The 21364-nt window shown below is 65.5% G+C and carries 19 protein-coding genes and 2 pseudogenes; 3 read left to right on the plus strand and 18 right to left on the minus strand.

The annotated features are described in order from the left end of the window. Window position 1: 1 nt before the first annotated feature. The gene (locus C1925_RS19795; protein WP_079224108.1) at window positions 2-571 is read right to left on the minus strand and encodes a DUF1190 domain-containing protein; all 570 of its coding nucleotides are present in this window, start codon (window positions 569-571) and stop codon (window positions 2-4) included. Window positions 572-929: 358 nt separating this feature from the next. Here C1925_RS19795 and ilvD point away from each other — a divergent pair, with 358 nt between their 5' ends. Next, window positions 930-2768, plus strand: a complete 1839-nt coding sequence (gene ilvD, locus C1925_RS19805) for a dihydroxy-acid dehydratase (protein ID WP_108770388.1) — start codon at window positions 930-932, stop codon at window positions 2766-2768. Between the two features lie 55 nt (window positions 2769-2823). Here the strand turns inward: ilvD and C1925_RS19810 are convergent, their stop codons facing one another. The 4 genes from C1925_RS19810 to aroE form a co-directional block, all read right to left on the minus strand. Further along, a complete protein-coding gene (locus tag C1925_RS19810; protein WP_108770389.1) occupies window positions 2824-3114 on the minus strand; it encodes a hypothetical protein in 291 nt (96 codons plus the stop codon). Between the two features lie 205 nt (window positions 3115-3319). After that, window positions 3320-5422 carry an ATP-dependent DNA helicase DinG gene (dinG, locus tag C1925_RS19815; RefSeq protein ID WP_108770390.1) on the minus strand — a complete coding sequence of 701 codons (2103 nt, stop codon included), beginning with the start codon at window positions 5420-5422 and terminating at the stop codon, window positions 3320-3322. A 228-nt stretch (window positions 5423-5650) separates the two neighbouring features. Next, window positions 5651-6016: a hypothetical protein gene (locus C1925_RS19820; RefSeq protein WP_108770391.1), complete on the minus strand. Its 366-nt coding sequence runs from the start codon at window positions 6014-6016 to the stop codon at window positions 5651-5653. Window positions 6017-6019: 3 nt separating this feature from the next. Further along, window positions 6020-6865 (minus strand): shikimate dehydrogenase, encoded by an 846-nt coding sequence (aroE, locus tag C1925_RS19825; RefSeq protein ID WP_108770392.1) that lies wholly within the window; start codon window positions 6863-6865, stop codon window positions 6020-6022. 48 nt (window positions 6866-6913) lie between these two features. Between aroE and C1925_RS19830 the strand changes: the two genes are divergently transcribed. Beyond that, window positions 6914-7777 carry a PD40 domain-containing protein gene (locus C1925_RS19830; protein WP_108770393.1) on the plus strand — a complete coding sequence of 288 codons (864 nt, stop codon included), beginning with the start codon at window positions 6914-6916 and terminating at the stop codon, window positions 7775-7777. An 82-nt stretch (window positions 7778-7859) separates the two neighbouring features. Here the strand turns inward: C1925_RS19830 and C1925_RS19835 are convergent, their stop codons facing one another. The 4 genes from C1925_RS19835 to C1925_RS19850 form a co-directional block, all read right to left on the minus strand. Continuing rightward, window positions 7860-8129 carry a hypothetical protein gene (locus C1925_RS19835; RefSeq protein ID WP_108770394.1) on the minus strand — a complete coding sequence of 90 codons (270 nt, stop codon included), beginning with the start codon at window positions 8127-8129 and terminating at the stop codon, window positions 7860-7862. Between the two features lie 33 nt (window positions 8130-8162). Beyond that, window positions 8163-9152: a porphobilinogen synthase gene (hemB, locus tag C1925_RS19840; RefSeq protein ID WP_108770395.1), complete on the minus strand. Its 990-nt coding sequence runs from the start codon at window positions 9150-9152 to the stop codon at window positions 8163-8165. Window positions 9153-9171: 19 nt separating this feature from the next. Further along, window positions 9172-10089: a bestrophin family ion channel gene (locus tag C1925_RS19845; RefSeq protein ID WP_108770396.1), complete on the minus strand. Its 918-nt coding sequence runs from the start codon at window positions 10087-10089 to the stop codon at window positions 9172-9174. A 152-nt stretch (window positions 10090-10241) separates the two neighbouring features. Next, window positions 10242-10490, minus strand: a complete 249-nt coding sequence (locus tag C1925_RS19850; RefSeq protein WP_108770397.1) for a hypothetical protein — start codon at window positions 10488-10490, stop codon at window positions 10242-10244. Window positions 10491-10673: 183 nt separating this feature from the next. On the opposite strand from C1925_RS19850, the gene C1925_RS19855 reads away from it, so the two are divergent. Continuing rightward, a complete protein-coding gene (locus C1925_RS19855) occupies window positions 10674-11132 on the plus strand; it encodes a hypothetical protein (protein ID WP_108770398.1) in 459 nt (152 codons plus the stop codon). A gap of 153 nt (window positions 11133-11285) precedes the next feature. On the opposite strand, the gene C1925_RS19860 is transcribed toward C1925_RS19855, so the two are convergent. The 9 genes and pseudogenes from C1925_RS19860 to C1925_RS19905 form a co-directional block, all read right to left on the minus strand. After that, window positions 11286-13082, minus strand: a complete 1797-nt coding sequence (locus tag C1925_RS19860; RefSeq protein ID WP_108770399.1) for a DUF885 domain-containing protein — start codon at window positions 13080-13082, stop codon at window positions 11286-11288. Window positions 13083-13231: 149 nt separating this feature from the next. Further along, window positions 13232-13594: a hypothetical protein gene (locus C1925_RS21425; RefSeq protein WP_254051352.1), complete on the minus strand. Its 363-nt coding sequence runs from the start codon at window positions 13592-13594 to the stop codon at window positions 13232-13234. Window positions 13595-13626: 32 nt separating this feature from the next. Continuing rightward, entirely contained in the window at window positions 13627-14118 is a 492-nt protein-coding gene (locus tag C1925_RS19870) for a hypothetical protein (protein ID WP_108770400.1), read from the minus strand. 42 nt (window positions 14119-14160) lie between these two features. After that, window positions 14161-14601 (minus strand): hypothetical protein, encoded by a 441-nt coding sequence (locus tag C1925_RS19875; RefSeq protein ID WP_159097582.1) that lies wholly within the window; start codon window positions 14599-14601, stop codon window positions 14161-14163. 437 nt (window positions 14602-15038) lie between these two features. Then, the gene (locus C1925_RS21250; RefSeq protein WP_108770402.1) at window positions 15039-15260 is read right to left on the minus strand and encodes a hypothetical protein; all 222 of its coding nucleotides are present in this window, start codon (window positions 15258-15260) and stop codon (window positions 15039-15041) included. A gap of 357 nt (window positions 15261-15617) precedes the next feature. After that, window positions 15618-16364: pseudogene (locus C1925_RS19890) on the minus strand (RHS repeat-associated core domain-containing protein); the annotation flags it as partial. A gap of 289 nt (window positions 16365-16653) precedes the next feature. Continuing rightward, window positions 16654-17127, minus strand: coding sequence for a tetratricopeptide repeat protein (locus C1925_RS19895; RefSeq protein WP_108770403.1), 474 nt, complete (start codon window positions 17125-17127; stop codon window positions 16654-16656). A gap of 490 nt (window positions 17128-17617) precedes the next feature. Further along, window positions 17618-20473 (minus strand): annotated as a pseudogene (locus C1925_RS19900) (RHS repeat-associated core domain-containing protein); the annotation flags it as partial. A gap of 115 nt (window positions 20474-20588) precedes the next feature. Further along, window positions 20589-21364: DUF6531 domain-containing protein (locus C1925_RS19905; RefSeq protein WP_254051353.1), on the minus strand; the 776-nt coding region annotated here is incomplete at its 5' end.

Below are 21364 nucleotides of genomic sequence, written 5' to 3' on the forward strand. Positions count from 1 at the left end.
ATCAGCCGCCGAAGCTGCCGCCGCTGCGGCGGGCGCTGGTGCTGCCGAAGCCGCTGCGGCTGGCGGTGACGGCACGGTTCGGCTCGCTGCTGACCGGGGCCAGGCCGGCCTTGCCGGCGCCGATGCCGCTGGCGGTGTTCATGCCACCGGTGCCGCCCGGGGCCGGGCGCGCCCAGCCAGCGTTCTTGTCCTGGTAGGCCGGGGCCGAAGCCGGCGCCTGCGGGGCCAAGCCGCCGCGGTTGCTCAGCATCTGCGACATGAAGAAGCCCATCATCATCGGGCCGATGAACGAGGTGCCGGCCGAGGTGTGCTGCTGCACGCACTGCTCGGGCTTGTAGTCCTGTTCGCAGGCTTCCTTGCTGGCGTACTTCGGCGCCGCATCGGCGGCCTTCTGCTGCGCCTCGGCAAAGGCGTTGCGGCACGAGGACGGATCGCCCGTCGCCTCGGTGCAGGCCTGCACGGAGGTGTACAGGCCTTCCTGCACCTGCACCTGCTCTTCCTTCTGGCAGGCGGTGAACAGCAGGGGTGCAGCGCTCATCAGCAGCAGCGCGGTGGTGCGGGAACGCTTCATGGCGTCATGCCTCGGAATCGGATCAATTCCCCCAATGATGCCAAATCCGCACCAACAACCGGAATCGGCAAAGTGGGAAAGATGAACGGAATTTCATTTTCGTGGGGCACCGCCCTGGTAGGTGCCAACCTTGGTTGGCACACCCCTGCGGCGCCCGGCCATGCCCGGCGGGGGCAGCCAAGCCTCCGGCGAGGAGCCCCCTTGTTGTTCAAGGGGGCGCGCCGAAGGCGCGGGGATAAGGAGAAATGCGTGGACCACCAAGCCGCTGCAGGCGGCGAAGGTGGTTGCAGCAGCAACCGAAAAAATTGTCCATGATCGGGCGACCCCCACGTTGTACGGCCCGCCCGTTCCGCCAGCCATGCCTGAATACCGCTCCCGCACCTCCACCGCCGGCCGCAACATGGCCGGCGCCCGCGCCCTGTGGCGCGCCACCGGCATGAAGGATGGCGACTTCCACAAGCCGATCATCGCCATCGCCAACTCCTTCACCCAGTTCGTGCCCGGCCACGTGCACCTGAAGGACCTCGGCCAACTGGTCGCGCGCGAGATCGAGAAGGTCGGCGGCGTCGCCAAGGAATTCAACACGATCGCTGTCGACGACGGCATCGCCATGGGCCACGACGGCATGCTGTACTCGCTGCCCAGCCGCGAGATCATCGCCGACTCGGTCGAGTACATGGTCAACGCGCACTGCGCCGACGCGCTGGTGTGCATTTCCAACTGCGACAAGATCACCCCCGGCATGCTGATGGCCGCACTGCGCCTCAACATCCCGGTGGTGTTCGTCTCCGGCGGCCCGATGGAGGCCGGCAAGACCAAGCTGTCCGAGCACAAGCTGGACCTGGTCGATGCGATGGTCATCGCCGCCGACGAAAGCGCCAGCGACGAGAAGGTCGCCGAATTCGAGCGCAGCGCCTGCCCCACCTGCGGTTCCTGCTCGGGCATGTTCACCGCCAACTCGATGAACTGCCTGACCGAAGCGCTGGGCCTGTCGCTGCCCGGCAACGGCTCGACCCTGGCCACCCACGCCGACCGCGAGCAGCTGTTCCTGCGCGCCGGCCGCCTGATCGTCGAACTGTGCCATCGCTGGTACGGCGGCGAAGAAGAAAGTGCGCTGCCGCGTGGCATCGCCACCCAGGCCGCGTTCGCCAACGCGATGACCCTGGACATCGCCATGGGCGGTTCCACCAACACCATCCTGCACCTGCTGGCCGCCGCGCAGGAAGCCGAAGTGGACTTCGACCTGACCCACATCGATGCGCTGTCGCGGCGCGTTCCGCAGCTGTGCAAGGTGGCGCCGAACACGCCCAAGTACCACATGGAAGACGTGCACCGCGCGGGCGGCGTGTACGGCATCCTCGGCGAACTGGCGCGTGGCGGCCTGCTGGATACCCGCGTGCCGACCGTGCACAGCCGCACCCTGGCCGATGCCATCGAGCGCTGGGACGTTGCGGTCAGCGACGAATCCAGCGTGCACGACTTCTTCCGTGCCGGCCCGGCCGGCATTCCCACCCAGGTGGCTTTCAGCCAGGCCACGCGCTGGCCCACACTGGACGTGGACCGCGCCGAAGGCTGCATCCGCAGCGTCGAGCACGCTTATTCGGCCGAAGGCGGCCTGGCCGTGCTGCGCGGCAACCTGGCCGTCGATGGCTGCGTGGTGAAGACCGCCGGCGTGGACGAATCCATCCACGTATTCGAAGGGAGCGCGCGCGTGTTCGAGAGCCAGGACGCGGCCGTGGCCGGCATCCTCGCCGACAAAGTGCAGCCCGGCGACGTGGTCGTCATCCGCTACGAAGGCCCGAAGGGTGGCCCGGGCATGCAGGAAATGCTCTACCCCACCAGCTACCTGAAGTCGAAGGGGCTGGGCAAGCAGTGCGCGCTGCTGACCGACGGCCGTTTCTCCGGCGGCACCTCGGGCCTGTCGATCGGCCACGTCTCGCCGGAAGCCGCCAGCGGCGGCACCATCGGCCTGGTGGAAGACGGTGACCGCATCCGCATCGACATCCCCGCCCGCCGCATCGACCTGCTGCTGGACGACGCCACCCTCGCCCAGCGCCGCGCCGACGCCGATGCGCGCGGCTGGAAGCCGCGTGAAGCCCGCCCGCGCAAGGTCACCAGCGCACTGAAGGCCTACGCCCTGCTGGCGACCAGCGCCGACAAGGGCGCCGTCCGCAACACCGCTCTGCTCGGCGATTGAATTGCCGTGGGGTCGGATCCCTTTCGCAGAAAGGGCTCCGACCCCGGCACAGCAGTCAGATCACGAACGGCTCGCCATCCAGGCGGCACGCCCCTGCTGAAATGTGGATCGCACCGCCGGACTGCAGCTCAAACATCACGCGGATGACACCTTCGGCGCGATCTTCGCTGGCCGTCACGTCGTTGACCGATGCACTCGGTCCCCAGGGTTCGCTCCTGTCCAGCATCACGTGCTCCACCGCATCGAACTGCAGGCGGCGCTCGGTTTGAGTTGAATCGCGCAGGACGAGTTCAAACGTCGCGGCGATCCAGTCACTGTGGGTCGCGATGATGGTCCAGTCGTGCATGTGGCTTCCCTCCGCGCGTGCAGTCGCGCCATGGTAGTCCTATCTTCGAGGTTGCCGGCCAGCGGCCGGCACTACCCGTGCTGGTTGGTTACGGTGCCATGCGTGCTGGGGTCAGAGCCCTTCCTGCGGAAGGGATCCGACCCCGGGGTCGCGGCATGGGGTCGGATCCCTTCCGCAGGAAGGGCTCTGACCCCACCGGCGCGGCTCAGCCGATCACGCGCTTGAACGGCGGCAGCGCGTCGATGATGCGCTTGCCGTAGCGGCGGGTCAGCAGCCGCGAATCGAGGATGACCACGCGGCCGGTGTCGGTGGACGTGCGGATCAGTCGGCCGGCGAACTGGGTGAGCGTGCGCAGCGCGTGCGGGATGGCGATCAGGTTGAAGGCGTTCATGCCGCGCGCTTCCACCCATTCGCTCAGCGTGGCGGTCTGCGGGTCGGTCGGCACCGCGAACGGCACCTGGGTGATGACCACCGTGGTGCAGGCTTCGCCGGGCAGGTCCAGACCTTCGCCGAAGGAATTCAGGCCGAACAGCACCGAGCCTTCGCCGGCGGCAACGCGGCGCAGGTGTTCGTCGATCAGCCGGGTCTTGGACATGTCGCCCTGCACCAGCACCTGCTTGCGGCGCGCGGTGGACATCAGGCCGGCCACCTTCTCCATCTTCCAGCGCGAGGTGAACAGCACCATCGAGCCCTTGGCCCAGTCCAGTTCCTGGTCGAGGTAGCGCGCCACTTCGCGCGGATGGCCTTCGCGGTCATCGGGCGTGACCGGGAACTTCGGAATGATCAATTCGGCTTGGTTGGGCAGGTCGAACGGCGATGCCAGCGAGACCATTTCCGCTTCCGGCGGGATGCCGTTATCGATGGCCAGCGACTGGAAATCACCGCCGCCGGTCAGCGTGGCCGAGGTCATCACCACCGAATCCACCTCATCCCATAGCAGCTTGCGCAGCACGTGCGCAGCCGACACCGGCGAGCCGTGCAGCACCAGGTCGCCCTCGCGGGTGGCGGTGACCCAGCGCGCGGTGGGCGGCGCGCCGTCCTTGTCCTCGCGGCGCCAGGCCTGCCACAGGTTGTACTGCTGCTCGATCATTTCCAGCGCCATGCCGAGGTTGCGCTGCAGGCGCTCGCGCGCGGCATCGTCCGGCTTGCCCTTGGCCACCTGTGCCGTGGCGGCGTGGGCCCAGTTGTAGAGGCTGCGGGTATCGTCGGCCAGCGCTTCGATCGGCTCGCGCCAGGCCTCGGGCAGGCGCCCGTTGGCGGCGCGCCACATCGGGTCTTCGTCGGCCGGGGCCGGCATCCACACCGCTTCCACGTGATCGCGGAAGGCGCGCAGCTGCTTGGCCACGTTGCTGGCCACGTCGATGGCCTCGTTCGGCAGCAGGTTGCCCAGGCGGTCCTTGTCGACCGCGCGGTAGGCACCGGCAATCAGGATCTGCAGGCGGCCGGTGCGCTTGGCCATCTCGTCCAGGGCCAGGCTGGCCGCGCCCTGGTCGATGGCCACGTTGCCGATGTGGTGGCCTTCGTCCAGCACCAGCAGCATGTCCGACGGCGCGGCGATCATCGGCTGGCCGTTGTCGCTGTCACCAATGGACAGCGCCGACAGCAGCAGCGCGTGGTTGGTCACCACGATCTGCGCATCGCGCACGGTGTTGCGTGAGCGCAGCACCGCGCACTGCGCCGAGTACGCGCAGCGGCGCCCAGCACAGGCCGAGGCGGGCGTGGTGATGCGGCTGCGCAGGCCGGGGCTGATGGTTTCCGGCGCGTTGTCGATGTCACCGTCCCACGTGCCGCTGGTGAATGCATCGGACAGGCGCTTGGCGATATCCATCTCGATGGGCGCCAGCGGCCGGTCGTACAGCGGCGCTTCGTCCTCGAACATGCCGCCCTGCGCGCCCTCGCCCTGCGCTTCAGCGGCATTGCGCGTGCACAGGTAGCGGGTGCGGCCCTTGGCCAGGGCCACGGTCGCTTCCAGGCCGGTGGCCTTGAGGAAATTGGGAATATCGCGCTCGACCAGCTGCGACTGCAGGGCCACGGTGCCGGTGCTGATGACCAGCTTCTTCTTGCTGGCCAGGGCGATCGGCACGCCCGCGGTGAGGTAGCCCAGACTCTTGCCGACGCCGGTCGGTGCCTCGACCACGCCGACGCCGCCACTGGTGGACAGCGCACGCGACACCACGCCGATCATCTGGCTCTGCGAGCGGCGGGTGGAGAAGCCGGGGGTGTTGGCCTGCAGCGTCGTGTACGCCTTGCGGATCGCGTCCTTCAAGGCGTCATCGAGCTTGCGCGGGGCGGCGACGGTTTCGGTCACGCCGGGAACTACCGTGGCTGGATCAGGCCGGCCATTGTCGCATGGCCGGCCACCGGGACCGAGGCGCGGGCGCTGAACAGGGTCAGCGGCGTCGGGGGTTGGCGGTCATGGACTGCATGGCCGCAAAGGGCCGGGGCAGATGCGGCGTTGCCAGCCCATCTACGGTAGCCCCGGGCCATGCCCGGCGGCTCTGTCAGGACCGCTGCGCCCGCCGGGCATGGCCCGGCGCTACCGGCCTGCCGCAGGCGGCAGCGGCGGCCGCTGGCGCAGCACGCGCACCAGCGCCCAGATCACCAGCACGATGCCGAAGGCGCTCAGCAGCGACAGCACGAACTGCACGCCGCCCAGCACCGCGCTCATCGCCGAGATGGCGGTGAAATCGCCGCTGCTGACCATCCACAGCGGCACCACGTTGGCAACCACGCCACCGAGGTTCGCCACCAGCAGCAGCACCAGGCCCGCCAGCGCACCGCTGCGGGCCGCGTCGCGCGGCGCGCCTACCACCCAGACCAGGCCGACGCACAGCGCGATCAGCACCGGCAGGCGCACGCCGATCATGCTCAGCACGCTCAGCAGCAGCGAGGAGCTGTCCATGGCTCAGTCCTGGCCGGCAAACGCGCCGGCACCGGCACGCAGCTGCTGGTAGACCTCGTCGGTCTGCGGGCGCACGCCGTGCCACTGCAGGAAGCTCTCGGCAGCCTGCTCGACCAGCATGCCCAGGCCATCGACGGTATTGCGGCAGTTCGCCGCGCGCGCCCAGGCCAGGAAGGCGATGGCCGCCTCGCCATAGTTCAGGTCCACCGCGGTGGTCATCGAATTGACCAGCGACAGCGGCAGCTTGAACTCCACGTCGCGGTCGCGGCCGGCCGACGTGGCGTTGAGGATCAGTTCGAAATCGCCCAGGTCGCGCAGGTCTTCCCAGTAGCGGCTGAGCGCGCGGCCCGGCTCGCCCATGGCGTCGATCAGTTCGTCGGCGCGTTCCGGCGTGCGGTTGACCACCACCAGCTCGGTGATGCCGGCATCGAGCAGCGCCGGGGCGACGCTGCGTGCCGAACCACCGGCGCCGATCAGCAGCACACGGCGGCCGCGCAGGTCCAGGCCGTGGCGGTCGGTCAGGTCACGCACCAGGCCGATGCCATCGGTGGTGTCGCCGTGCCAACGGTCGCCCTTGCGCAGCAGGGTGTTGACCGAGCCGGCGCGACGCGCGCGTGCGGTCAGCGTGGTGCACGCCGAGAACGCGGCTTCCTTGTGCGGCGAGGTGACGTTGGCGCCGACACCGCCTTCGGCGGCGAAGGCGTCCAGCCCGGCCAGGAAGGCGTCCGGGGCCAGGTCGATCGCGCGGTAGTCGATGCTGATGCCTTCCTGGCGACCGAACGTCGCGTGGATCAGCGGCGACTTCGAGTGGGCAACGGGGTGTCCGAAGACGGCGTAACGATCGGTCATGGAATCCTCAAGCTGGCTAGACTGGTGCACTTTCGTGCAAGGACCCGGATGATGCGCATCACCCCGACCCTGCTGGTGCTTGCCGCCAGTCTACTCTCTGCCCCCGTGGCGATGGCGTTGAACGAGTACGGCATCGAGGGCATGGGCGTGGTCTCCACCCGCGCCGACGAGGGCCGGGCGACGATCAGTGCCGACGGCCAGCGCATCGTCTTCGCCCGCCGCGGCGAGGCAGGCTGGGGGCTGTGGCAGGCACGGGTGGTGGACGGCCGCTGGCAGCAGGCCCAGGCCCTGCCGGTGGACGTGGCCGGCGAGGTACTGGACCCTTATTTCAGCCGCGATGGCCACTGGCTGCTGTTCGCCGCCGGCCGCGCGGGGAAATGGGCGCTGTACCGCGCAGCGGTGGCCGCCGATGGCAGCGTGGGGCGCGCGCAGCCGCTGGCCGGCAAGGATGGCAGCCGCGCCGAGCGTGGCGCGGCCCTCAGCGCCGATGGCCGCCGGCTGCTGTTCGCGCGCGACCAGGGCCGTGGCGCGGGCTGGGATCTGTTCGTGGCGCCGCTGGATGCGCAGGGCGTGCGCGGCGCCTCCGTGGCGTTGGTCGCCCTCAACACGGCCGCTGACGAGACCGACGGCGACTGGCTGGGCAATGACGGCGCGGTGGTGTTCAGCCGTGGCAACAGCGAGGCCGCGCAGGTGATCACCAGCGCCTGCGCCTGGACCGGTGCCGCGCTGCAGCCGCTGGGCCTGTCGTTCAACCAGACCGGCGGCTGGACCGGCGCGCCGGTGGTCGACAACGCGAAGCCGGGCGAGATGATGATGGCCAGCAGTGCGGCCAGGGCACCGCGTGCCGGTGGCGTGGATGTGTACCGGCTGGCGGTGCCGAAGGTGGCGGCCGTGGCCGGGTGCGTGCGGTAGATCCACGCCGTGCGTGGATGGCACCCGTGATGGGGTCAGAGCCCTTTCCTGCGGAAAGGGATCCGACCCCGGGCATTGACGCTCAGCGCGCCAACACCTGGGCGCGCTGCTTTTCGTAATCGATCTCGCTCAGCTGGCCGTTGTCCTTGCGGCGGTTCAGCGCGGCCAGTTCGGCCTGCACGCTTTCCGGCAGGGCCTGCTCACGGGCCACGTGGGCGGCGGCGGACAGCTGCTCCGGCGGGCGCCGGCTGGCACGCCAAGCCGCCACGAACACGCCGACGATGATGGCGCCGAACACCAGCGTGCCGGTGCCCCAGATCAGCCATTGCATCCATCCCATTTCCGGTCCCATCGCGTGTTCCTCCGTCCGTCGTGAGCGCTATTGTCAGCGCTCGCGCAGCCAACGCGCCACCTGCGGCGCGAAATAGGTCAGTACGCCATCGGCGCCGGCGCGCTTGAAGCCCAGCAGCGATTCCAGCACGCAGGCGCGTTCGTCCAGCCAGCCATTGGCGAAGGCGGCCTTCATCATCGCGTACTCGCCGCTGACCTGGTAGGCGAAGGTCGGCACGCCGAACTTCTCCTTCACCCGGCGCACCAGGTCCAGGTAAGGCATGCCCGGCTTGACCATCACCATGTCCGCGCCCTCTTCCAGGTCCAGCGCGATCTCGCGCAGGGCCTCGTCGCCGTTGGCCGGGTCCATCTGGTAGGTCTTCTTGTCGGCCTTGCCGAGGCTGCCGGCGCTGCCCACGGCATCACGGAACGGGCCGTAGAACGCCGAGGCGTACTTGGCCGAGTAGGCCATGATGCGCACGTTGAGGTGGTGGTCGGCATCCAGCGCACGACGGATCGCGCCGATGCGGCCGTCCATCATGTCCGAGGGCGAAATGATGTCGGCGCCGGCTTCGGCATGCGACAGCGACTGCTTGACCAGCGCTTCAACGGTGATGTCGTTGAGCACATAGCCCTTGTCGTCGATGATCCCGTCCTGGCCGTGCGTGGTGTACGGGTCCAAGGCCACGTCGGTCATCACCCCCAGTTCCGGGAAGCGCGTCTTCAGCGCACGGATCGCGCGCTGGGCCAGGCCGTCCTCGGCCCACGCCGCCGACGCATCCAGCGACTTCTGCGAGCTGTCGATCACCGGGAACAGGTCGATCACCGGGATGCCCAGTTCCAGCGCCTCTTCGGCCACCTTCAGCAGCTCCTCGATCGACAGCCGCTCCACGCCGGGCATCGACGGAACGGCGGTGCGGCCGGCCAGCTCGTGCACGAACACCGGGTAGATCAGGTCGTCGGTGGTCAGCGTGTTTTCGCGCATCAGGCGGCGCGAGAACTCGTCATGGCGCATGCGCCGCGGGCGGTAATGGGGATGAGGCATGGCAGGCTCCGAGGAGTGGCTATTGCAACAGGTAGCCCTGCGGCAGCAGGGGTTCGGGCAGGGGGCGTTCGCCGAGCGCGTCGAGCTGGTCGATCTCGATCGTGCGCACCATGGCGTCCAGCGGCAGGTCGTTCGGCTCCAGGCCGAAGGGCTCTTCCATCTCCTCGCCCAGCTGGTCCAGGCCGAAGAAGGCGTAGGCCAGCACCGCCGACAGCACCGGCGTGCCCCAGCCCAGCGAGCTGGCCAGGCCGAACGGCAGCAGCACGCAGAACATCCACGCGCAGCGGTGCAGCAGCAGGGTGTAGGCGAACGGCAGCGGCGTGCTGAGGATGCGCTCGCAGCCGGCCTGGATGGAGGACATCGCGTGCAGGCGGTCTTCCAGCTGGGTGTAGAGGATCGGCTCCAGCTCGCCGCTGCGCAGCGCCTGGGCCAGCTCGGCGGCGATCATCGACAGCAGCGCGTCGGGCACGTTCTCGCGCTCGGCCAGCTGCTCGCGCTGCGGCTTGTCCAGCCACGGCAGCGCCACCAGGGCGACGATGCGCCCGCGCAGGCGTGCGGCCAGGGCATGGGCGAAGGCGGTGGTGAGGTAGGCGATGCGGCGGCGGCGGCCGCTGTCGTCGGCCAGCAGCAGGTGCACCTGGCGCGCCAGCGAACGCGATTCGTAGATCAGCTGGCCCCACAGCTTGCGGCCTTCCCACCAGCGGTCGTAGCAGGCGCTGTTGCGGAAGCTGAGGAAGATCGACAGGACCAGGCCGAGCAGGGTGAACGGGGTGACCGAGACACGCTCGATGCCGATTGGCGGGGCCAGTTCCACCACCGCCGCCACGGCGATGGACAGCACCAGGATGGCCAGCACCTTGGGCGCGACGGCCGGCACGATGGAACCGCGCAGGATGTACAGCAGTTGCCAGCCGTGGGGACGGGAACGAATGATCATGGGGTCAGCCGCGCCGGGCGCGGTTTCACAGGCACGCGGGGGGCTCGCGCAGCCCGGCATTGTACTCCCCTGCCCGGCGCCGGGCCGTGGGGCTGCGACGCCCGGTCGCACCCATGGGCGCGACTCGGAGCAGGTCGCTCTGAGCAGGCCGCTCAGATCACCCCGCCGCCCAGGCTCAGACGGACGATGCCGACCAGCACCACGATGCCGTTCAGGACCAGCCCGGTCTTGGCGCGGCCGCGCTTGCTGGGGTGGGTGAAGAGGATGCCCAGCGCGGCGATGACCGCGCCCACCGCCGCGAACGGGATCAGGAACCAGTTGCCCCAGCCCAGCAGCGGGATCAGGGCCAGGATCATCCACAGCAGCGCCACGATGCCCCACAACAGACTGATCACACCCATGCCCAGCTCCCCTCAGATCGGTTCCTTCCCCAACATTAGCCTGTCCCGTGGCTGTCGCCTACCGCCGTTGGCGACACGCTCACCCGCCCCGTGCCAGCATGCGGCCATGCGCCGGGCGAAGGTGTTGGCGCCGATTCAGAGTCCCCGGCCGATGATCCGAACTGTCCTACAGGGGTAAACGCCATGAACATCCGTTGGCTCGCTTTGACCGCCATGCTGCTGGCCGCTGCCGGTTGCGCCAGCACCTCCAAGGTGATGCTGGGCCGCGCGCGTGCGCCGATCGACCCGGCGCAGGTGCAGATCTATTCCACCCCGCCGGCCGGTTCGCTGGAAATCGCCCAGCTGGAATCGTCCTCGGCGGTGGGGTTTGGTACCCAGGGCCAGACCGATGCGGCCGTGGCGCGACTCAAGCGCGAAGCCGCAGCGCTGGGCGCCAACGGCGTGATCCTGATGGGCGTGGGCAGCAGCGGCTCCCCGGTGGGCATGTCGGTGGGCGCCGGCAGCTACGGCTCGCACGTGGGCGGCGGCGTCGGCATCGGTATTCCGACCACGCAGAAGCGCGCGGCCGGTGTCGCGATCTGGGTGCCGAACCCGGAGGCCCCGGCACGGTTGCCGACGCAGACGATTACCCCGCAGCGCTGATCAGTAGATCCACGCCATGCGTGGATGGGCCTTTCCGGTAATCCCCGGGGTCAGAGCCCTTTCCCTGCGGAAAGGGATCCGACCCCTGCATCGGTAGCGCCGGGCCATGCCCGGCGGCTTTTTCCCGCTGCGCTCGCCGGGCATGGCCCGGCGCTACCGGTACTTCGGCACGAACTGCTGCTGCACCGCTTCGGCCAGCTGGTCCGGCGGCAGCAGGCCCTGGTCGAGCAGGAAGTTGTTGAACGCCATGCGGTCGAACTTCGCGCCCAGCGCCAGCTCAGTCTGCATGCGCAGTTCCAGGATGCGGGTGTAACCGTAGAAGTAGCTGCCCGCCTGGCCCGGCATGCGCACGGTGTAGCGGTCCAGTTCCTGGGTGGCCATCGCCTTGGACAGGCCGACCTGCTCCATCAGCACGCGCTCGCCGTTGGCGCGATCGGTCAGGCCCAGGTTGAGCATCGGGTCGAGCATGGCGCGGGCCGCGCGCAGCAGGCGGAACTGCAGCGCGATCATCTGCCCGTCCAGCGGCTCGTACGGCACCATCTCGGCCTCGGCGTACAGCGCCCAGCCTTCCACGTTCACCGAATTGAACGCGAACATCGTGCGCGCCAGCGACACGCCACGCTCGACCATCGCGGTGAACTGCAGCTCGTGGCCGGGGCGGCCTTCATGCGCGCTCAGCGTCCACGCCGCCGCACCGAAGTTGAAATCGTCGTACTGCGCGCCCGGGCCCGCGGCCGGATTGCCCAGCGGCAGCACGAAGGTGCCCTGCTGCCCGGTGTTGTTGACCAGCGGCGCCGGCAGGAAGTGCGGGGCCGGGCTGGCCGCGCTTTCCGCCGCCGAACCCAGGCGCATCTGCATGGCCCGCTTGGGCACGTCGACGATGCCGTGTTCGCGGATCAGCGGATCGATCGCGTTGATCACCTTGCGGTAGTGACCTTCCAGCTGGTCGTCGGCGATCTTGTCGGCCTTCAGCGCGCGGATCACCGCCACCGGGTCGCTCGGGTCGGCGACCTTCAGGCCCTTCTCCTTCGCCACCAGCGGTGCCAGCTGCTGCATCGCCGAGCGGGTTTCCATGAATTCCAGCTGGGCGCGCTGCATCAGCAGCTTCGGGTCGATGTCGATGCCGACCTGCTTGAGCTGGAACGCATACAGCGGGGCCGGCAGGCGTGCGTCGGTGCGCGCCTTCGGCAGCACTTCCTTGCGGGTCCAGGCGGCGTAGTCCTTCATCTGCCCGGCGAGGGCCGTCATCGCCACATCGGCGCCGGCAATCTGGTACTTCTTCAGCAGCGACTCGATGCCGGTGATGTAGGTCTCGACGTTGTCCAGCGACTGCTGCACTTCGATCTTCGTCGGCTGCAGCAGCGTGTTGTCCTTCAGGCGTTCTTCGTAGCGCTGGCGGGCCAGCGTGGTGAATGCCGTGCCGCCCGGCTGCAGGCCGGCATACGCCTTGAGGCGGTCGAGCGCCTTGGCCCGGCGCTCGGCCGGCACCTGGTCGGACAGCAGCAGGTTGAGGCCGCTGAACACCGTCTGCGGCGCATCGCTCCACGGCAGCAGGTACTTCTCGTTGAGCGTGCTGCCTTCGATGTTCTGGTCAGCGGCGTGGATCATGATAGCCAGGTCCTGGCGGACGTTGGCATCCTTCTCGGTGGCCAGCTTCGCCTTCAACTCGTCGCGGGCCTTGGCCATGGCCGCGCGGTAGCGCTTGCCGTTGTCGGGGCCGAGGTCGGCCACCTTGTCGTCGTAGCCGGGCACGCCGAAGAAGCCGGTCTCTTCCGGCTGGAACGGCCCCTGCGCATCCAGCAGGATCTGCGCCAGCGCATTGCTGCGGGCGACCCAGGCCGGGCTGGCCGGCGTGGCGGCCTTGGCAGCCGGCGCGGCCAAGGCCGGCGGGGCGGACAGCAGCGGGGCGGCGGTCAGGGCCAGGGCAACGGCGAGCGCGATCGGCTTCATGGGATCACTCCGGGAAAGGGGTGATCGCAACTTACGCGCTCAGGGCGATGGCGACAATCGGCTGGAGGTCATGGGCCGGGACGGGCAACCGCTCTGGTAGATGCCCACCTTGGTGGGCGGTTTTCGAGGGGGCTAACCAAGGTTGGCCTCTACCTGCTCGGCCTGCGCGCGTAGCTGTAGTTGGGATCCCGCACGGCACGCACGATCGGGCTTCGTGCGTGCCTGACTGCGCCGAGGAACCAATCCAGCACATACAGCACCAGCCAGATCATTCCCGCCCAGACCCATTCACCCGTGGCAATCGCCCAGATCAAGGGCAACGCCGCCAGCATCAGCAGGATGTGCGTGCACACCAGATAGAGCGAGTGGATGCCCAACGGTGGGTCAGACCGCAGGACGACGCCACACCCGGTGCACGGCGTCTGCGCCTGGCGCTTGTCTGCCGAACGCAGGGGAAAGCGCTGGCCGGACGCACCACAGAGCGGGCAGGTGAAGGTCAGAAAGCGCGCCACGGAAACTCCAATACGAACGAACAAGTGCCCAACTAACGGTTGATCACCATCTGCAGTCCATCACGCAGGACGATCAGCAATGCATCGAGATCCCGCCTTGAGATGGAAGCTGACTCCAGCCCGATTGCTCCGGCAACTCCACATTGCGAGAAGAACACGTCATACGTATCAATCAACTCGGAGTGAAACATCCCCATCGGAGAGGTCTCAACAACTCTGAAGAGATCCGTCATGAAATTCCAGAAATTGATGACCGTCTCAGGCTCAACCCCGACACCCGAGCAAGCTGAAGACATCAACGAATCAACATCAAATACTGACTCGCCTTCCCAGTCCAGAGCACCTCCAGCAGTCACGACCGCCAGATCAAGCGCATCCCGGCTGGAGGCATGAACTGCGACCCCATTGACTGCCATCAGATGATCACGGTCGTCCGAGACCCATGCAAACCAGACGACGCTCTCGCCACTGGCGATGCCGATCGGATAAACGTTCACGCGTGCCCCGACATGAAGTGCACCCATCAATGTTCAAGACCTTTTCTGCAAATTGCCCGTGCAGCCCACTCAGAATTTTACGCTGCTGTAGACAAGACCTAGATCCTCATCGTGAATGACCCAGCGATCAGCACCACCCTCCGGACACAGGCGGAACTCGCCGGTGTAGCCCGACGCGCGCGACCACGCACTGCGGGCAAATTGAGGGAACCGGCGCATGGTTTGCGCCTCCGACATCTCGGGCTTGCCTGCAAGCCTACAGTCTTTGGGAAAAGTAAAAACTCCGTTTGCCGGATGGAAGACCAACCATGACTCGTTGGTGTCCATGTCGTGTGTCTCGCGTATATCAACTGCATCTTCAGGCAACCACGCAGGTATCCACTTCGACTCACCGAGTGCGTTCTTGGAAATGGCTTGATCGCGGTTCGCGTACTCTGTGCTTGCAACCTCCATGCAACCAGAAGTTGTAATTGCCAACATAACAGTCAGGAGAAGCTTGGAATTGTTCATCGACAGCATGCTAGTCATCAGTAAGGGAAATCTCCACCGGGGCGATAGCTCCCGCACATCTGTGAGCAACTCCCTGCAGGCCCGCATGCACCTCAGATGTCACCCTGCGAATACCGCCCCGCCGCTGGTTAACCGGCATGACGCAGCACCAATTCGAACGCTACACAATCCCCATCGGGATCACTAGCCGACGCCAGATCGCCAAACACTTCGCTCTTGTTGCTCCACTCCCAGATCGCGACAGCCTGCGGGCGGAATCCGTTTCGATCAGCGCACATCCTACGCTGTCACATACCCGCACCAAACCGCTCAGCCTGTCACAGAAAAAGATGGCCAGCACCGTAGCTCGACTCAGTGATCGAGCCCATCACGCTAGACGAGTAGCTCTACGATAGGCAACTTACAGACGCACCTGTGAGCGAAAATTCCCGACTAATTCACAGCCTGAAAACAATCAAATCACAATTCGTAAGCTCCTCATTTCTCTTCTCCCAATCGGAAAGATGACGATGTTCCCACAGATCGTCACTTTCCATTTCCTGAGCGCACTCGATCAGGAACGAGGCTAAGTTACGTGCCTCAGCGGCCCCGATCTGGAAAACGACCTCCTCTAACAGCGCCGGGTTGTCAGATAACAACTTTTTTCCGTACACCTTCATTGATCTCACGCCCCTTCAGTGATTTCCACTACGACTTCTCCACCTAGCGCCTTAAAATATCGCATTTCACTGGATCGCCGCGCTCGCAACCCTCGCGCGCGATCTCCTTTGCCACGCCGATAGCCCCAGCACACGCAGAGAGAGAGAAGCCCTTTCCACGGAGGAACTGCTTCACTCTATCGGAAAGCCCCCCGGATCAGTACCATGACTTCCACTTCCATCTTGGTTCACGATGACTTCTTTGCAGCCCTTTGCGCAAACGTGTGCATGTCGTTGTTGTCCGTCCACGTGCGGATTGTCTACGCGAACTGTAGTAGGACGGCCGCCAACTATTTTCTCGGTTTTCCCCGAGTTTGCCAGCCCATGGATGTCCACCCCTAGCAAGGGGTCTCCATCGACGTAAGCAAACGTATTCAGCCCACCTTTTAGCCCAATCGGATCACTCTGCGAGTACCTACCCACCACCGGGTCATACTCCCGCTGGTAGTTGTAGAACAACCCACTCGCATCCGTCGCCTGCTGCCCCGGGAAACGCAACGCCAGCTCGAACGCCACACCATCCCCATCGGGATCATTGCCCGGCGCCTGATCGCCAAACACCTCGCTCTTGTTGCTCCACTCCCAGATTGCAACATCCCGCACCGGGTCGATCACCACGCGCGGCGAGCCCAGGTGATCCGGCTGGATGTAAGCCACCTCCGGCACGCCAGCACCAGCCGCATTGATCAGCGCCACCGGGTAGTCGTCCAGCCAGATCGCCTGCTGCTGGGCTTGCCCCGTCGCCGAGTAGTTGCCCATCCACCGCCCGGCTTCGTCGTAGACCGTGATCTGGGCATTTCCGCCTTCGGGCGCTCGCAGTACGCGCTCGCCGCGATGGTTGTAGCCGTAGCGCTCGGCCACCACGCCCCCCAGCTTGACCGCGTTCATGCGATTGGCGTCGTTGTAGGTGAAGGCCTTGCCACCAATGCTGGTCGTGTTGCCTGCAGCATCGTGGCCACGCGCTTCGCCGCCCACCGCCACCAGATGATGGCTGTCAGCCTGGTAACTGTACGTCGAGGTACCCGCCGCGGTGGTCAGCGAGGTGCGATTTCCGGTGGCGTCATAGCCAGAGACCTCGACCAATCACCGCACACTGAGCCATATCCGCAGCACGTCACTTCGCTTGACGGTTCGCAACACAGCGATAGAACTTGTCGCTACGAACCGCGTACCTCGCTGCATGTCAACAGCGACTTCGCATTAACGACTGCATCGACCGGGGTGTTCACTGACAACTCCCGCTCCTCCAGCACCCTATTCAACTGGTTCGGTAGATCGATTTTCCAGCCCCCTGCCTCATCCGCCTCTGCACCTTACAAAGCGATTTGCAAGCCTGCCGACAGCAATGAGCGCGCTAAACATCCCGATAGTTCTCTAAGAATTCGGCAGCAGTATTATCTCCACCTTCAGCCGAGGATCTTATCCACGAAATCGCCTCATCATGATTGCGCTGCAGGCCAACGCCATGAAGAAGCGCAAGCCCATACTCGTACATCGCTGGTGGAAATCCAGCCTTCGCCGCCAGCTCAAAATAGCGTGCAGCCTCCACGGAATCTACATCCACGAAATCTCCAAACTGAAGATAGCAGCCGAGCCTGTACTGCGCTGGAGCGTATCCCATTGCGGCCGACAGCTCGACTTCAGACAGACTTCGCTTTTCAAATTCGCCAATACTCTCTCGAGGACGACTAAAGGTTGAAGAAAGAAAAATAGCTTCCGCGGATCCAACCTTCACTGCATCGCGTATCAGCGAAAAAGCGGCAACCAGATCCCCAGCATCGAATAGAATTGAAAATCTATCTGAAAGTTGTGTTGGCAAATTATCCATGAGGAATTATCGCGTCACCAGTGGGGCTTGTACACCTACACTGGATATGATGTGTGGACTTGGCCCCAAGCTTATCTTTGGCGTCTTTTTCAGCCATTCTTTTTGCGTCCTGCAATCGACTACTAAAACCGTAACCGAGTGCAAATTCCTTATCGTCGATTGAGCAATTGTCCGCGCTACGCCCATCTCTACTAGCCCGGCAAATACAGGAGTACCCTCCCCTCTTTCGATCTGGCCACGGGACTGACCTGCCACCTGCAGACGGAGATGCGAGGGCTTTGCTGAGCAATGCGGTTGCGACAGCCTGGTTCACATCACTGGGATTGATCCAGTTTTCCAAGGAAGACAACTGCCTTACTGCTACAAACGAATCTCGGAAAGCTGAGACAGTTGATTCTCCATGCCCGCCGAAATCATAGCTCTGAGGATCGCTGAGGTTGGGGCCATCTGTACCACCCGGGTAAGAGCGTAAGGGAGCTAACGCCCTCTGAAGTCCAAGCGGATCTGCATACACAGCGGGGTTTCCACCGGCATAAGAGTATGTCGACATCCCTCCCTCCAGCCCAATCGGATCACTCTGCGAGTACCTACCCACCACCGGGTCATACTCCCGCTGGTAGTTGTAGAACATCCCACTCGCATCCGTCGCCTGCTGCCCCGGAAAACGCATCGCGAGATCAAACGCCACACCATCCCCGTCGGGATCATTGGCCGGCGCCTGGTCGCCAAACACCTCGCTCTTGCTGTTCCACTCCCAGATCGCAACATCGCGCACCGGGTCGATCACCACGCGCGGCGAGCCCAGGTGATCCGGCTGGATGTAAGCCACCTCCGGCACGCCAGCACCAGCCGCATTGATCAGCGCCACCGGGTAGTCGTCCAGCCAGATCGCCTGCTGCTGGGCTTGCCCCGTCGCCGAGTAGTTGCCCATCCACCGCCCGGCTTCGTCGTAGACCGTGATCTGGGCATTTCCGCCTTCGGGCGCTCGCAGTACGCGCTCGCCGCGATGGTTGTAGCCGTAGCGTTCGGCCACCGAACCGCCCAGCTTGACCGCGTTCATGCGATTGGCGTCGTTGTAGGTGAAGGCCTTGCCACCAATGCTGGTCGTGTTGCCTGCAGCATCGTGGCCACGCGGTTCGCCACCCACCGCCACCAGATGATGGCTGTCAGCCGGGTAGCTGTACGTCGAGGTACCCGCCGCGGTGGTCAGCGAGGTGCGATTGCCCGTGGCGTCATAGCCGTAGGTTTCGATCGGCGTGGACGTTGCACCGTCCTGGGTCTGTGTCAGGCGACCCAGTGCGTCATACGCGTACTTGGCCTGCACGACCGTGCCGGCGCCATTCTTCAATTCGGTGATCGAACCCACCGGGTCGTAGCCAAAGCCCAAGGACAGGCCACCGGCAGCCGGGTCGTGCACGGCCTTCGGGCGATAGTCCAGATCCAGGGGGCGCTGCAACTGGCGGCCGTTGCCGTAGGTCCAGCCGGTGGCTGGGCCGAAGGCTGCGTATGTAACTCCACTGACCACCACCTGCCGCGCCTGCCCCGGCCGGGTCACGCCGATCTGGCTGATGCGGCCCAGCGTGTCGCGCACGTAGTCAGCCACGCTGCCATCCGGATAGGTCAGCGATGCGAGGCGACCGGACTTGGTATACGCGTAGCGCAAGGTGCTGGCGACGCCGTTCACGGTCTGCACCTTGCGGGTGATCTGGCCGAAGCGATCATGGCAGTAGGCCGTGCGCCCACCGTCATGCAGCACTTCGGACAACCGGCCCTTCGCAAAGCGCTCGTCGCTTGCACACACCGCCGGGGCCACGTCGTAGTGATAGCCCACATCCATGTTGGGGTCGGGGTAGGCCACGCCAACCAGACGATTGAGCGCGTCATAGCTGTAGGTAGCGGTAATACCGCGCGCATCGGTGCGGGTCTTGCGGTTACCTGCACTGTCCACGGTGAAACCGTTAGTGCCGCTGTCCGGGCTGACCTGTGTGGTCAGGTCGCCGAAGCCGTTGTAGGCGTAGGTGGTATGCAGGCCCTTCGGGTCAGTCACCTGGGTCACCTGGTCCAAGGCATTGTACTGGCTGCGGATCTCCGCCTCCACGCCGCCCACGTCCTGCAGGGTCTGCGCCAGCCGGTTCAGCGGATCATGCTGCTGGCTGGTGACACGCTGCAGCGCATCAGTGATCGACTGCGGATTGCCGTTGGCATCGTAGGTGAAACCGGTGGCATGGCCGCTGGCATCCTTCAACGCGGTCAGCTGGCCCAGGGTGTTGTAGGTACGGGCCAAGGTACGCCGCAGCGTGCCACCTGCATCCACGGTTTTTTCGTCAAGGCGGTTGCCGGCATTGTCCAGCGTGTAATGGATCGTGTTGCCGGCACTGTCAGCCACGTCGGTCAGCCGCTGCGCAGCGTCGTAGACATAGGTCACGCTGCTGCCATCGGGCTCGGTGATCTGCTGCACCTGGCCGGTGGGCCAATAGTTGATCTGTGTGACACGATCCTCCGTCGTGGTGGCCCCGCGCACGGTGACCGAGGTCGGCCAGCCGCGGGCGTGGTAGGTGTAGTCGGTAACCACACCGTTGGCATCGCGGATGGACAGCGGGTGCCCGGATGGGTCGTAGGCCAAGGTCTCCACCACATGACCCAGCGCGTTGGTCACACTGCGAAGGTCGCCTTTGCGATAGGCACAGCTTCCGCCGGTGGCGCAGCCCGCATCATCAGACGTGTAGTACGCGAACGTCGTCGTATCGGCTACATCCGTGCGCGGCCCATCCACACGGAGCAGCAGACCGATCTGCGGACACTCAGGACTGATGGCATCGCAGTAGACCTGCGTTGTTACGCGCGTCTCATCCGTAGCGGTATCACGAACCGTAATGACCGTTGGCTGATGGCGCGTGTTGCGCGTGAGGGTGGTTTCCTGCGCACCGATAGTCTGCTGCAGCAGGCGATTGGTCGCCATAGAGGTCCGTGTTTCGGAGACGCGCTGCTGCGGCGTTCCAACCGCTTCGGTCCGGGCCGTGACGCTTACCGCGCCCAATGGAGAATCGCTGATCTCGCTGTAGGCATAGGTGGTGCGAACGCCGCTGCGATCCTGCGAGGTGCTGACACGCCGTGCAGGATCAGAGTCCACCGGCGTGTAGTCGTACGATTCGGTGCCACGGTTGTCGCTGCGGCCCGTCACTTTGCGCGCCGGGTCCTGCTGCTCACCCGGGCTGAGCGCGTAGAAAGTCTGGTGCCCCAGCGCGTCGGTGACGGTGGTCGTGCCGTCGGCCGCATACTGCAGGCGCACGCCATCAATACCGGCACTGGGTGCAGCAGGTGGCTCTGCGGCCATCACCATGCCCACCGGCCAGAACAGGCAGCACACCACCGCTGCAGTCGCGCGGACAACCCGCTCGTGTGTTCGCAACATCCGTGTATCTCCTCATGAACGCGCCGTGGCGCGCTTCAGCAACGATCCTTCAATTGCAACCGGCATCATGCCGGCTGCACGTCACCCTGCCCTTGTCGTCATAGCCGAACCAGCTGAAGCGGCGACCGTCCTCCGGGGTGACGCCGGTCAGGTACCAGGGGAAACGGGCGTCTTCATAGTGATAGGTCCGCGACAGCCCATCAGCGTGGGTGACGCTGACAAGCTGCCCATGCGCACCGTAGGTGTACTGCGCATAGGGCACCCCACTGATCGTCATCGCCGCGATCTTCTCGTCGGTGGCATCTGCGTATGCGAACTCAAGCGTGCGGCCCGTGGAGTGCCTGATCTCCTTCAGCCGGCCCGCACCATCGTAGGCATAGGCCAGTGTCGTACCGTCTTCGAATTCACGCCGCTGGAGCAGCCCCATTCGATTGAATCGCAGGAGTTCACCGCGCCTGCTGACAATCCAGCCATCATTGGTGCGGTCCGCACGATCACCACTTCCGTCTGTCGCCAGGTAATAATTGGTCTTCTGCTGGAAGGCGACGTGGCTGCCGTCTTCATCGATGAGGCCAACCACCGCTGGAACGTACGAAGTGACCAGGCCGTTGGCGATGCGGATGTTGTGGGAGTGGGTCCAGTTGGACCCGAAGCCGCCGCCGGCCACCGCCGACTTCGAATGGTAGTGCCGCATCAGCTGGATCCAGGGCAGGTCGAGTTCTGGTTCGTGCTGCACTTTCTCCCCCGTTGCGGCGTTGCAGGGGTTGCCTTTCATGGCCAGGCACTGCCTGGGCGACTGTCGGGTGGTGTAGGACATGAGCGATC

This window comes from Stenotrophomonas sp. SAU14A_NAIMI4_5 (genome assembly GCF_003086795.1).
Classification (GTDB): domain Bacteria; phylum Pseudomonadota; class Gammaproteobacteria; order Xanthomonadales; family Xanthomonadaceae; genus Stenotrophomonas.

Coding starts and splice junctions, on each gene's coding strand:
- C1925_RS19870 (WP_108770400.1), bottom strand. CDS start 14,118: ATGGGTGCACTTCATGTCGGGGCACGCGTGAACGTTTATCCGATCGGC.
- C1925_RS19860 (WP_108770399.1), bottom strand. CDS start 13,082: ATGAAGCCGATCGCGCTCGCCGTTGCCCTGGCCCTGACCGCCGCCCCG.
- C1925_RS19895 (WP_108770403.1), bottom strand. CDS start 17,127: ATGGATAATTTGCCAACACAACTTTCAGATAGATTTTCAATTCTATTC.
- hemB (WP_108770395.1), bottom strand. CDS start 9,152: ATGCCTCATCCCCATTACCGCCCGCGGCGCATGCGCCATGACGAGTTC.
- ilvD (WP_108770388.1), top strand. CDS start 930: ATGCCTGAATACCGCTCCCGCACCTCCACCGCCGGCCGCAACATGGCC.
- C1925_RS19850 (WP_108770397.1), bottom strand. CDS start 10,490: ATGGGTGTGATCAGTCTGTTGTGGGGCATCGTGGCGCTGCTGTGGATG.
- C1925_RS19830 (WP_108770393.1), top strand. CDS start 6,914: ATGATGCGCATCACCCCGACCCTGCTGGTGCTTGCCGCCAGTCTACTC.
- C1925_RS21250 (WP_108770402.1), bottom strand. CDS start 15,260: ATGAAGGTGTACGGAAAAAAGTTGTTATCTGACAACCCGGCGCTGTTA.
- C1925_RS19875 (WP_159097582.1), bottom strand. CDS start 14,601: ATGAACAATTCCAAGCTTCTCCTGACTGTTATGTTGGCAATTACAACT.
- C1925_RS19820 (WP_108770391.1), bottom strand. CDS start 6,016: ATGGACAGCTCCTCGCTGCTGCTGAGCGTGCTGAGCATGATCGGCGTG.
- C1925_RS19845 (WP_108770396.1), bottom strand. CDS start 10,089: ATGATCATTCGTTCCCGTCCCCACGGCTGGCAACTGCTGTACATCCTG.
- C1925_RS19835 (WP_108770394.1), bottom strand. CDS start 8,129: ATGGGACCGGAAATGGGATGGATGCAATGGCTGATCTGGGGCACCGGC.
- C1925_RS19855 (WP_108770398.1), top strand. CDS start 10,674: ATGAACATCCGTTGGCTCGCTTTGACCGCCATGCTGCTGGCCGCTGCC.
- aroE (WP_108770392.1), bottom strand. CDS start 6,865: ATGACCGATCGTTACGCCGTCTTCGGACACCCCGTTGCCCACTCGAAG.
- C1925_RS19810 (WP_108770389.1), bottom strand. CDS start 3,114: ATGCACGACTGGACCATCATCGCGACCCACAGTGACTGGATCGCCGCG.
- C1925_RS19795 (WP_079224108.1), bottom strand. CDS start 571: ATGAAGCGTTCCCGCACCACCGCGCTGCTGCTGATGAGCGCTGCACCC.